At 73.6% G+C, this 12,653-nt stretch carries 8 protein-coding genes; 7 read left to right on the top strand and 1 reads right to left on the bottom strand.

Annotation, left to right across the window (positions count from 1 at the left end):
• The first annotated feature begins 51 nt into the window (after window positions 1-51).
• From GD748_RS05705 to GD748_RS05685, 5 genes are all read left to right on the top strand, one after another.
• Window positions 52-954, top strand: coding sequence for a carbohydrate ABC transporter permease (locus tag GD748_RS05705; RefSeq protein WP_152194404.1), 903 nt, complete (start codon window positions 52-54; stop codon window positions 952-954).
• Window positions 954-1,874, top strand: coding sequence for a carbohydrate ABC transporter permease (locus tag GD748_RS05700; RefSeq protein WP_152194155.1), 921 nt, complete (start codon window positions 954-956; stop codon window positions 1,872-1,874). The genes GD748_RS05705 and GD748_RS05700 overlap by 1 nt, the downstream gene beginning before the upstream one ends.
• Before the next feature lie 27 nt (window positions 1,875-1,901).
• Window positions 1,902-3,275, top strand: a complete 1,374-nt coding sequence (locus tag GD748_RS05695; RefSeq protein ID WP_152194154.1) for a GH1 family beta-glucosidase — start codon at window positions 1,902-1,904, stop codon at window positions 3,273-3,275.
• 121 nt (window positions 3,276-3,396) lie between these two features.
• Window positions 3,397-5,343 (top strand): alpha-amylase family protein, encoded by a 1,947-nt coding sequence (locus GD748_RS05690; RefSeq protein ID WP_152194153.1) that lies wholly within the window; start codon window positions 3,397-3,399, stop codon window positions 5,341-5,343.
• On the top strand, window positions 5,340-6,968 hold the full coding sequence (locus GD748_RS05685) for an FAD-dependent oxidoreductase (RefSeq protein ID WP_226920792.1): 1,629 nt from the start codon (window positions 5,340-5,342) through the stop codon (window positions 6,966-6,968). The genes GD748_RS05690 and GD748_RS05685 overlap by 4 nt, the downstream gene beginning before the upstream one ends.
• A gap of 13 nt (window positions 6,969-6,981) precedes the next feature.
• Here the strand turns inward: GD748_RS05685 and GD748_RS05680 are convergent, their stop codons facing one another.
• Window positions 6,982-9,525, bottom strand: a complete 2,544-nt coding sequence (locus GD748_RS05680) for a beta-N-acetylhexosaminidase family protein (protein WP_152194152.1) — start codon at window positions 9,523-9,525, stop codon at window positions 6,982-6,984.
• A gap of 56 nt (window positions 9,526-9,581) precedes the next feature.
• On the opposite strand from GD748_RS05680, the gene GD748_RS05675 reads away from it, so the two are divergent.
• Window positions 9,582-11,492: an MBL fold metallo-hydrolase gene (locus tag GD748_RS05675; RefSeq protein WP_152194151.1), complete on the top strand. Its 1,911-nt coding sequence runs from the start codon at window positions 9,582-9,584 to the stop codon at window positions 11,490-11,492.
• Window positions 11,489-12,631, top strand: coding sequence for a LacI family DNA-binding transcriptional regulator (locus tag GD748_RS05670; protein ID WP_193312829.1), 1,143 nt, complete (start codon window positions 11,489-11,491; stop codon window positions 12,629-12,631). The genes GD748_RS05675 and GD748_RS05670 overlap by 4 nt, the downstream gene beginning before the upstream one ends.
• Window positions 12,632-12,653: the final 22 nt, after the last annotated feature.

Genomic DNA, 12,653 nt, shown 5'->3' with positions numbered 1-12,653 from the left:
GACGTCTCCGGCGAGAGCCGGGGCCGTCGGGGGCGGCAGCCCAAGGAGAAGGTGCGCCCGGCGCTGCGCAAGAAGCAGCGCCGCAACCTCCGCGCGGCGCTGCTGTTCATCAGCCCCTGGATCATCGGCGCGGCGGTCTTCACCGTCTGGCCGATCGCCTACAGCGGCTACCTGTCCCTCACCGACTACGACGTCATCAACGCACCCGAGTTCATCGGGCTGGACAACTACCGCGAGATGGTCGAGGACCCCAAGGTCCGCACGGCCCTGTGGAACACCACGTTCTTCACGGCCATCCTCGTCCCGCTGCAGATCATCTTCTCGCTCTCGCTCGCCATCCTCCTCAACGAGGTCGGGCGGGCGGCCGGGTTCTTCCGCACCGCGTTCTACCTGCCGAACATGACCCCGCCGGTCGCCGTCGGGGTCATGCTCCTGCTGCTGTTCAACGGCCAGAACGGCCTGGTCAACGAGGTGCTGGGCTTCTTCGGGATCGACGGGCCGAACTGGACGACCGACGGTCCGTGGATCAAGCCCGGCCTGATCGGCATGAGCCTGTGGTCGGTCGGCTCGACCGTCATCATCCTGCTGGCCGCGCTGCGCAACGTGCCCGCCGAGATGCACGACTCGGCCCGCGTCGACGGCGCCAACTGGTGGCAGCGCACCGTCAAGATCACCATCCCGATGATCAGCGGCACGATCTTCTTCCTGGTCATCGTCAACACGATCGCCGGCTTCCAGTCCTTCACCGAGGCCTACACCGCGTACTTCGGCTCCGCCTACAGCAACGAGGCCGCGCTGTTCTACGCGATCTACCTGTTCCAGCAGGCGTTCGAGTTCCTCGAGATGGGTTACGCGTCGGCACTGGCCTGGCTGCTGTTCGTGATCATCATGGTCATCACCGCCATCCAGTTCGTCGTGAGCAAGCGCTACGTGTACTACGAGGGGGGCGACTGATGGCATCGCTGGCAACCGACCCGCGCGCGGACGCGGCGGGTCGCGCCGTCGCCCCGGCCTCCACCTACGAGCTCCGCCCGGACCGCTCCAAGCGGCCGCTGGTCGTGAAGATCGTCCTCGCGGTGCTGATGCTGGGTTTCACCCTGCTGTTCATCTACCCGTTCGTGTGGCTCATCAGCGCCTCGTTCAAGCCACGCGGCGAGGTGTTCGACAACAAGCTCATCCCGGACACCTTCACCTTCGACAACTACATCCAGGTGTGGCAGGAGGCGCCGCTGGCGCTGTGGATCCTCAACACGGTCATCGTCACCGTGCTGGCGGCCACCGCCGTGACGCTCGCGAGCGCCATGGTGGCGTGGGGGTTCGCGTACTTCCGCTTCCGCGGGCGCAAGACCCTGTTCGGCGTCGTGCTGGCGACGATGATGCTGCCCGGCGCGGTGACGATGGTCCCCGTCTTCCTGATCTGGAACGCGCTGGGGATGGTCGGCACCCTCACCCCGCTGTGGGCGGGCAACCTCTTCGGCAGCGCCTTCTACATCTTCCTGCTGCGCCAGTTCTTCCTGGGTCTGCCCCGGAGCCTCTTCGAGGCCGCCCGGGCCGACGGCGCCAACAACTGGACGATCTTCACCCGGATCGCGATGCCGCTGTGCAAACCGGCCCTGATCGTCACGCTCATCTTCGAGTTCCAGGCGTCGTGGACGAACCTCATGGCGCCGCTGATCTACCTGCGGGACTCGTCGACGTTCACCGTGCCCCGCGGCCTGAAGGCGATGCTCGACCAGTTCGGCTTCGGCGGTGAGTCGCAGTGGGAGATCGTCGTGACCGCGAGCGTGATCACAACCATCCCGATGGTCATCCTGTTCTTCCTGGCCCAGCGGCACTTCGTCGAGGGCATCGCCACCACGGGCGTCAAGGGCTGATCGAGGATCGTCGACGCCGGTCTGACCATGAGCATCCCGCCCGGGTTCCTCTGGGGCGCCGCCACGTCGGCGTTCCAGATCGAGGGAGCGCAGGACGTCGACGGGCGCGGCGAGTCGGTGTGGGACGTCTTCGCGCGCCGCCCGGGTGCCGTCGAGGGTGGCGCGGACGGCTCCCGCGCGTGCGAGTCGTACCGGCGGTGGGCCGACGACGTCGACCTGCTCGCCGAGCTCGGCCTGAACGCCTACCGCTTCTCCGTCTCCTGGGCACGCATCCTGCCCGACGGCGCCGGCCCGGTGGAGCAGCGCGGGCTGGACCACTACGAGCGCCTCGTCGACGCGCTCCTGGCTCGGGGCGTCACCCCGGTCCTCACCCTCAACCACTGGGACATGCCCCAGGCACTCATGGCCGACGGCGGCTGGACCGGCCGCGGCAGCGTCGACGCCTTCGCCGGGCTCGCAGACGCCGTCGCCGCCCGGCTCGGCGACCGGGTGCCGTGGTGGATCACCCAGAACGAGCCGTGGATCGTCTCGCTGCTCGGCTACCAGCTCGGTCTGCACGCCCCCGGGGTGGCCGACCTGCGGGCCGCCGTCACGGCCGGGCACCACCTGCTGCTCGGCCACGGCGCCGCGGCGGACGTCATCCGCGGCCACGGCGCCGGCCGTGTCGGTGCGGCGCTGAGCCTCTTCCCGTGCGACCCCGCCACGGACTCGGCCGCCGACGTCGAGGCGGCGCACGGCTCCGACGGCTACGTCAACCGCTGGTACCTCGAGCCGCTCCTCGGGCAGGGGTACCCGGCCGACATGCGCCAGCACTGGGAGCGCGCCGTCGGCCCGCTCGACTTCGTCCGCGACGGCGACGAGGCGGCGATCGCCGGCCGCAGCGACTTCCTCGGCGTCAACTACTACACCCGCCGGGTCATGGCAGCCGCGGCCACCGGGCCGGGGCGCCCCTTCCCCTGGCAGGTGGTGCCGCCGAGCGGCGACGTCGAGCGGACGGACGCCGGGTGGGAGGTGAGCCCCGCCGCCTTCCGCGACCTGCTGCTGCGCCTGGGGCGCGACCACCCCGGCACCGCGATCCTGGTGACCGAGAACGGCGGGGTCTTCGGCGAGACACCCACCCACGACGGCCTGGTGCACGACACCCGACGCATCGCCTTCCTCCGGGAGCACGTGCAGGCGATGGCCGAGGCGATCGCCGCCGGGGTGGACGTGCGGGGGTACTTCCACTGGTCGCTCCTGGACAACTTCGAGTGGGCGATGGGCTACCGGCCCCGCTTCGGCCTCGTCCACGTCGACTACGCCACCGGCCGGCGCACGGTGAAGGACTCGGGCCGCTTCTACGGCGAGCTCGCCCGCACCGGCCGGATGCCGTCCGAGCAGGTGATCGCCCGGTACGGCTGACCCGCCCGGTACGGCTGACCCGCCCGGTACGGCCGACCGAGGGGCAGACCGACGAGCCGACCGACGAGCCGACCGCCCGCCCACCGGGCCCTGACGGCCGGCTCCTGACACCCGGAGACCCATGGACCTGACCACCAGCCCCGGCGCCACCACCGTCACCGCCGAGACGTACGTGCTCGAGGTGCGGCACGACCCGCCCAAGGCGGTCCTCGCCGACCCGGACGGCCGGATCTGGTCCCACCTGAGCCTGACGGCGTCGGTCGACCGGGCCGACGGCGTGGACGAGTCGTACGCGGCGCGTCCCGCCGTCGTCGAGAGGGGCGAGGACGGCGTCACGGTGGTGGCGGTGTCGAGCAGCTCGGTGTGGGAGCACAAGGAGGTGCGCCTGGTCTGCCGCCCCACCTCCCTGGAGCTGACCGTGACCGTCCGGGGCGACGGCGACCTCGCGGACGTCAGCCTCCTCGGCGGCCGCGGCGTCCGGGCCAGCGGCGCAGCCGGCACCTTCCGGTCCTCCATCGAGTACCGGTCGGTCTTCTGCCCCACCCCGACCGAGCCCGTGCAGGTGGTCCGGCCGGCGCACTCGGCCGCGACGCTGGGGGTGGTAGGCGACGCCCACGCCGGCCGGCTGCACGCGGTCTTCTCCCCTCCCCCGCTGTGCCTCGTCCTCGGCCGGGAGGAGGCGGCGCACGCGACGGACGTGCCCGCCGGCCGCTGGCTCTCGCTGGCGCTGCGGGCCGGGATCGAGAAGATGACGTTCACCGAGCTGCGCTACGAGCCGGTCGACGGCGGGTTCCTGCTGCGGCTGGACTACGACGGCCACACCCGCGTGCGCGGTGAGTTCACCACACCTCCCCTCGTGCTGAGCCCGACGGCGGACCCGTTCACCGCCCTGACCGAGAACCGCGAGGACCTCGTCCGGCACGGCCTCGCGCCCGCCGGCCCCGTCCACGAGCCGGCCGCGTGGTGGCGCGAGCCGATCTTCTGCGGCTGGGGCGCCCAGTGTGCCCGCGCGCCGTTGCCCGGGGCGCCACCCTCCCACCCGTACTTCCTCGCCGACCTCGCGCCCGCCGTCGTCCCGGCCGGGGTGGCGGTGGCGGCCGACATGGCCCGCGAGGACTTCTACGACGAGGTGCTCGAGCACCTGGCCGCCCATGACGTCGTCCCCGGCACTGTCGTCCTCGACGACCGCTGGCAGTCGCGGTACGGCTGCGGGGAGCCCGATCCCGAGCACTGGGCGGACCTGCGCGCCTGGATCGCCGCGCGCCACGCCGCCGGGCAGCGGGTGCTGCTGTGGTGGAAGGCGTGGGATCCCGACGGCGTCCCCGCCGGGGAGTGCGTGCGCGACCCCGGCGGCACCCCCGTCGCCGTCGACCCGGGCAACCCTGCCTACCTGGAGAGGCTGGCCCGGACCGTCGCGCAGATGGTGGGGCCGGACGGCCTGGACGCCGACGGCGTGAAGGTCGACTTCACCCAGCGGGCCCCGGCAGGCCGGTCGTTGCGGGCCTACCCGGTCCCCGCCCGCGCCGACCCGGTCCCCGCCCCCACCGACCCGGGCCCCGCCCCAACCGCCCCCGGCGCCGACCGCGATCCCGGTCCCGCCGGCCGGGGCGCCCGCTCCCCGCAGGGTGTGTGGGGCATGGCGGCGCTGCACACCATGCTCGCGACGATGTACCGGTCGATGAAGGCCGCCAAGCCCGACGCGCTGATGATCACCCACACGCCGCACCCGGCCTTCGCGGACGTGTGCGACATGGTGCGGCTGAACGACGTGCTCGAGCGCGACCCTGCCACCGGCGTCGTCCCGGTGGCGGACCAGCTGCGCTTCCGGCACGCCGTCGTCTCCGCGACGATGCCTAGGCACCTCGTCGACACCGACCAGTGGCCCATGCCCGACCGGGCGCAGTGGCGCTCCTACGTCGAGGCCCAGGCCGACCTCGGCGTCCCGGCGCTGTACTACGCGGAGGCGATCGACCGCTCCGGAGAGCCGCTGACCGAGGCCGACCTGGCGCTGGTCGCCAGGTCCTGGGCCGAGTACCGGGCACGTACGACGGCGGGGGTGCGGCGGTGAGGGAGCACGACGACGACGCGGCGACGCCGAAGCACGCCGGCCCCGACCTGGGTCCGGCAAGCACGGCTGCAGCGCGCGCGCCGCGCACGATCACCTCCGCGGACGTCATCGTCTACGCCGCGACGTCGGCCGGTGTCTGCGCGGCCGTGGCCGCCGCCCGGCACGGTGCCCAGGTGCTCCTCCTGGAGCCCGGGCACCACGTCGGCGGCATGACGTCGGGCGGTCTGGGGTACACGGACATGGGTGATCCGCGGGTGGTGGGCGGGATGGCCGGGAGGTTCCGGCAGGCGGTCGCGGACCACTACGGAGTCGCGCCCGGCACGTACGCCGGTCCGGAGCCGCACGTCGCCGAGGCGATCTTCGACCGGGGGCTCGAGGAGGTCGGCGTGACCGTCCTCCACGGGCGCCGGCTCACCGGTGCGGAGGTGGGGCCGGACCGGCGCATCAGGTCGGTCACCGCCGGTGACGAGGCGTTCTCCGCCGGGGTGTTCGTCGATGCCAGCTACGAGGGGGACCTGCTCGCCGCCGCGGGGGTGCCCTACGCCGTCGGGCGCGAGGACCGGACGCTGCACGGCGAGCGGTACGCGGGCCGTCAGGAGCTCGTGCCCGGCCGGCACACCATGCCGCCGTGGATCTCCCCGTTCGTGGGCGACCCGGTCGGAAACCGCGAGGGTCCGCTACTGCCCCAGATCCGCCCCGGACCGATGGCGCCGGTCGGCGCCGGGGACGGCGGCGTGATGTCCTACGGCTACCGCGTCTGCCTGACGACGGCGCCGGACCGCATTCCCTTCGAGCGCCGGCCGGGGTACGACGAGGCCCACTGGGAGCTCGGCCGCCGGCTGTTCCACCACTGGGCCGGGCAGGGCGTCGAGGTGTCGGCGGGCCGGCTGATCGGGCTGGAGCCGAACCTCCCGCACGGGAAGTCCGACGCCAACTCCCTCGGGCCGTTCTCGCTGAGCGTGCTCGACGGGTCCGCCTGGGAGTATCCGGACGCCGGTCCGGCCCGGCGCGAGGAGATCCGCCTGCACCACCTCCACCACGCCCAGGACTTCCTGTGGTTCCTCTCCCACGACCCGGCGGTGCCCGCGCCGGTGCGCACAGAGATGCAGCGTTGGGGCCTGCCCCGAGAGGAGTTCGCCGACACCGACCACCTGCCGCACCAGCTCTACGTGCGCGAGGCGCGCCGGATGGTCGGCGAGTACGTGCTGACCGAGCACGACCTGCTGGCCGGGCGTCGCCAGGGCGACGTCGTCGCGATGGGGTCCTACCACCTCGACGTCCGCGAGGTGCAGCGCACGTGGCGGTGGGTGCACGAGCACCCGAACCCGGTGGCCATGGTGTTCACCGAGGGCTACCTGTCCGTGCCGGTGGTGCCGTACGCGGTCCCGTACCGCTCGCTCGTGCCGCGCTACGAAGACTGCACGAATCTGCTGGTGCCGGTGTGCGTCTCGGCCTCGCACGTCGCCTTCTCGTCGGTGCGGATGGAGGTGCAGTACCAGATGCTCGGTCACGCGGCCGGTGTCGCGGCCGCCGCAGCCGTGCGCACGGGACGCGACGTCCAGGCGGTCGACGTCGCCGACGTCCAGGACGTCCTGCGCGACGAGGGCCAGGTGCTGGGGCTCTGAGACGTCACCGGCGCTACGTGCGGGCGGGCACCAGCTCGTCCAGCGCCGCCTCGACCAGCGCGGTGCCGCTGGGCGCGCGCAGCCACGGTGCGAGCGCCTCCCGCGCCAGGAAGACCGCCGTCCGGTCTGCCGGGGCTGTGCTGCCGTCGGCGAGGGCGTCGCCAGCTCGGTAGGTGAAGATCGTCGGCCGGCCCTCCTCGATGGTCCGGGCCACCACCAGGGCCGCCGGGCCCGGCTCGCCCCACGTCATCCTCGTCGGGCCCGGGAACAACCGGACCCGCCCCTGCGCACCGCCGGCCAGCGGGTGTCCCGGAGCGATGACGTCGGCGTGCTCGCCCCGCAGCTCCACGCCCGAGCTGCCGGCGAGTCCGAGGTCGACCAGGTGCGCCCATGCCAGCAGCGGGACGCTCAGCCGCGCCGCGGCGCGCGCCTGGTCGGGTGCGGCGCTGCGGGTCACGACGACCGCAGCCGGCTGGGTGGCGATCGGGCCGGGGCCGGTCGCCGCGTCGTCCGGAGCGGCCGCGCGCCGCGGGTCGTCCGAGGTACCGGCCGCGCGTTCCGTCCGGGCTACCACGTCGTCGACGACGACGCCGACGCCGCGCTTCCTGAGCAGCTCGGCGACGGCTACCTCGCCCGGGTGCGGCTCCGGTCCGGTCAGGACGAGCACCCGCGTCCCGTGGCGAGCGCCGCCGGCCGGGTGGGAGGTGCCGCCAGCGGCGGCACCGGTGGTCTGTGCGGGTTCCGGGCCCCTGCTCACCGCGCGGCCGCCCTCGGAACGAGCCACGTCCGAGCCGACCCCGCCAGGGCGAGCGACGTCGACGTAGCCGCGACGGCGGAGCACCTCCCGGACGAACGGCGAGAGGAGGTCTCGCAGCACGTTCGGGTAGTGCTGCTCGGCACGGCGCAGCGCCGCCTCGAGATCGCGCACGTCGTCGGTGCTGACGGTGGCGTCACTGTTCCCGAGACCGGCCAGGACGAGTGCCGCTGCCGCGCGCCCCGCCTGCGCCATGTGCGAGCCGGCCACGGCCCACGGGCGCAGCTGGGTCGCGAGCGGACTGTCGGTCAGCTCCCGCGCGCCGGCCAGCGGGGCGAGCTCGTCGTGAAGCGCGCGGGCACCGTGGGCGGCGACCGCCGGGTCGTCGGACAGCGTCGCCTCGGTGAGTGCGAGCACTCGCGCGCTCTGCGGGTCGCCGGGCGGCCAGCTGCTGCAGGCCTCGACCAGAGGTGCCAGCGCCGCGGCGTCCGGCCCGGCCACGGCGGCCAGGGCGCGCTCGGCGGCACTCGCCGGGTCGTAGGCGCCGGGGTTCCAGGCGTAGTCGGCCACCGTCGCCAGCGGCACCTGCGAGGCGGCTGCCTCGATCATCGGGTTGGCGCTGATCCCGGCCAGGGCGGATCCGTCGAGCGACGTCGTCCGCCCCTGCAGCGGTCCGAGGAAGAGCCGGGCCCGGTCGAAGTCGTTGACCGGGAAGTTGTCCCAGAGCAGGAGGCGGCGCCCGTAGGTCGCGGCGGCCCGGTCGACGTGCTCCCGGGTGACCTCACCGACCACGATGTCGTGGCCGGTCCACCACACCAGGGCGTCGGCGGGCAGGGTGGCGGCCAGCTGCTCCCGGTAGGCGGACGTCTCCAGGCCGGCGTAGTCGGTGGGCACCATGAGCAGCGGCCGGTCGTGGCCGCGCGGGGCGAGGAACTCGGTGACGAACCGGGCGCAGACCGAGCCGTGCGCCGCGCCGGCCCCGCCGGGCCCGGCGCCGAAGCGGGCGAGGTCCGCCGGCTCGGACAGCTCGGTGGGGATGTCGTCGAAGAGCAGCGCGATGTCGCGCACCCCGATGTCCCACAGCTGCGCCGCCTTGGCGTGCAGCCGCTCGTTGTCGGCGTCGCCCGAGAAGCGCATGGACAGGCCCGGTGCGAGGGCGTAGACGAGGCGGACCCGGTTCTCGCGGGCGACCTCGACGAGCTCGGCCAGGCGCGCGAGCTCGTCCGCCGGGTACGGCTCGCGCCACGCCTGCCGGTGGTACGGGTCGTCCTTGGGTGCGTAGACATAGGAGTTGAGCTTGCGGCGGCCGGCGAAGCGCAGGTGGTCCAGCCGCTCCTCGTGGGACCACGGCGGTCCGTAGAAGCCCTCGACGGTGCCGCGCCACGCCAGCTCCGGCCAGTCCCGCAGCTCGACCTCTGGAACGGCGGGCCGGTCGTCGCTGGAGGCCGCGGCCACGAGGTCGAGAAGGGTTCGGACTCCGTACCACGTGCCGTCGGCGTCGGTGCCGTGGATCCGTGCCCGTGGTCCGTCGGCGCCCGGCACGACCGTCAGGGCGTAGCCCTCGGCGGGCAGGTCGCTGCCGCCTGTGGTGAGGTCGATCCGCAGCACAGGTCCGGACCGGCTGCCGCCGGCGTCACCGGCAGCCCGCGCCAGCACGGCGGCGTCCTGGCTGGCTGGGTCGGCGCGCACCTCGACCCGGTCGTACGTCATCGGCCGTGCCGCCCCGGTGACCGAGCGCGGGCGGGGCAGCAGTCCGGCCAGAACGGCGCGCATGTGCGGTTGTGCGGGCGTCTCGGTCGTCATGAACCCCTGCCGGCAGGTTGTTGTAGCGGCTCTCTGGGATCGATACCATGCCACACATGAGCGCCGTCGACGAGGTCGGTCCCGGTGTCTTCCGTGTCCGCGACACCTGCAACGTCTACGTCGTCCGGTCCGAGGACGGCCCCACCGGGGTGGCGATCGACTTCGGTTCCGGCATGGTGCTGGACCACCTCGCCGAGATGGGCATCGAGCACCTCACCGACGTGGTGATGACCCACCACCACCGCGACCAGGGCCAGGGGCTCCCGCGGGCGGTCGCCGCCGGCATCGCCGTCCACGTCCCGCCGGTCGAGCGCGACCTCTTCGACAAGGTCGACGAGATGTGGTCCACCCGGACGCTGGTCAACGACTACAACCTCCGCCAGGACCGGTTCTCCCTCCTCGACCCCGTGCCGGTCGCCGGCACCGTCCCGGAGTACCGCACCGGCACGTGGGGCGGCGTGAGACTGACCGTCCACCCCACGCCCGGGCACACCACCGGCTCGGTCACCTACGTCCTGGACCGCGGTGGCCGGCGGTACGCGTTCTCCGGCGACCTCATCTACGCCCCCGGCAAGGTGTGGTCGCTCGCGGCGACGCAGTGGACGTACACCGAGAACGAGGGACCGGCGATCCTCGTGCTCTCGTGCTACCTCCTCGCCCGCCAGGACCTGGACCTCCTCCTGCCCTCCCACGGCGAGCCGATGACGGACCCGGACGAGGCGCTCGGCCTCCTCGCCGAGCGCATGCAGGCGTACGTCGACGCGCGCCGGCCCTTCCCCTGGGACCTCCGGCTGCGCCTCGAGGACCCGTACGTGCGCCTGACCGAGCACCTGCTGCTGAACGAGACGTCCATGTCCTGCAGCTACGTGCTGCTCTCGGAGAGCGGCGAGGCGCTCATCATCGACTACGGCTACGACATGACCACCGGCATGCCGGCCGGCACCGACCGTGCCGCACGGCGGCCGTGGCTGGCCTCGCTGCCGGCCCTGCGTGAGCAGTACGGGGTGGGCAAGATCCGGGCGGTGCTCCCCACGCACTACCACGACGACCACGTCGCGGGGATCAACCAGCTCCGCGAGGTCGAGGGCACCGAGGTGTGGTCACCGGAGAACGTCGCACCGATCCTCGCCCGGCCGATGCACCACGACCTGCCCTGCCAGTGGCCCGACCCGATCCCCACCGACCGCGTGCTCCCGCTCGGCGAGACCTTCCGGTGGCAGGAGTACGAGATCACCGTGCACGAGCAGCCGGGCCACACGTTGTTCGCGGCGGCGTTCGAGTTCGAGGTCGACGGCGTCAAGGTCCTGGTGACCGGGGACCAGCAGGACGCCCGCGGCGTGCCGGGCGGGCGCCAGGAGATCCTGAACTACCAGTACCGCAACCGGTTCCGGATCGAGGACTACCGCCGCTCCGCCCAGCTCTACCGGCGGGTCGCGCCCGGCCTCATGGTCAACGGCCACTGGGAGCCGCGGTGGGTCGACGAGAGCTACCTGGACATGCTCACCCGCCGCGGCGAGGAGCTCGTGGAGATGCACCACGCGCTGCTGCCGCTGGAGGACTACGACATGGAGGCGGACGGCGCGCTGGTCCGCCTGACGCCCTACGTCTCGGACACCGCCCCGGGCGGGGCGGTGGAGATGACCGTGACCGTGCACAACCCGCACCGGTACGCCGACCGCGCGGACCTTCGGCCGGTCGTCCCGGCCGGCTGGGGCGTGGAGCCGGCGAGCAGCCAGGTCCTCCTCGGTCCCGGGGAGGACGGGACCGCCTCGTTCCGGGTCACCGCCGGGCCGCGGCCGGAGCGCCGGGCGCGCATCTCCGTCGACGTCTCGATCGGCGACCTGCGGCTCGGCCAGCACGCCGAGGCCCTGGTCGACGTGGTCGCCGCCGCCGACCCCGAGCGGCCGGGCCGCAGTCGAGAGCCCAGCCGTGGCTACGACGAGGCACTCACCGGGCGGGCGACATGAGCGAGGACACGCTGCCCGCCCCGGCCGCGACCGGCGGCGGCACCGCGGGCACCATCGCCGCGAGCGCCGGCACCGTCGGTCCGGCCACCTCCCGGACCTCCGCGCCCCGCGCACCCGCCGGCCGCCGGGTCACCATCCGGGACGTCGCGGAGGCGGCAGCCGTCTCCCGGTCGACCGCCTCGCGCGCCCTCACCGGGAACGGGTACGTCGCCGAGGCGGTGCGCGGCCGGGTCCACGACGTCGCCCAGGCGCTCGGTTACGTCCCCGACGCGACCGCGCAGCACCTCAGGCGCCGGGTGAGCAACAGCCTCGGCCTGGTCGTCTCCAACCTGGCCAACCCGTTCTACGCCGAGCTGGCCGCGGGGGCCGCCCGGCAGGCTCGCCACCGCGGCTACACGATGATGCTCATCGACGACGGCGCCCCTACCGGCGACCCCGCAACAGCACGGGCGCTCGTACAGATGCGCGTCGCCGGGGCGATCCTGACCCCCGTCTCCCCCGACCTAGGCGCCTACCTGCGCGAGCACGACATCCCGACCGTGGAGGTCGATCGGCAGTTCGCGGAGGGCCTCTCCGACGCCGTGGTCGTCGACAACACCCGGGGCGCGCGGCAGGTCACCACCCGGCTGGCCGAGCTCGGGCACCGGCGGATCGCGCTCTTCATCGACGAGACGCACTGGACCACCGGACGGGACCGGCACGCCGGGTACCGCCAGGCGCTCGAGGAGGCGGGGATCCGGCCGGACCCGGCGCTCGTGGTCTCCTCCGGCTGGGACGTCGACGTCGCCCGGGCCCGCGCCGCCGCCCTCCTCGCCGACCCGGACCACCCGACGGCCGTGTTCGCCGCCAACAACGTGCTCGCCGAGGGCGTCTGGCGGGCGAGCGCCGACCTGGGCCTCACCATCCCCGACGACCTCAGCCTCGTGTCGTTCGACGACGCGCCGTGGATGTCCATGGTGACGCCCGGCATCACGGCGGTCGCGCAAGACGCCGTGGCGATCGGCTCGGCCGCCGTCGACCTGCTGCTGGACCGGCTCGCCGCACCGGACGCACCGCCGCGCACCGAGGTGGTGCCGGCGCTCGTCGTGCGCCGGGGCTCGACCGCCGCTCCGCCCGAGGGGCGGCCCATCGCGCGTTGACCTCTTCCCCGAGCACGTGGTT

The organism is Georgenia subflava, assembly GCF_009193155.1.
GTDB classification, from domain to species: domain Bacteria; phylum Actinomycetota; class Actinomycetes; order Actinomycetales; family Actinomycetaceae; genus Georgenia; species Georgenia subflava.
The sequence above is the reverse complement of the archived record's forward strand: the minus strand, read 5'-3'. Positions and strand labels throughout refer to the sequence as shown.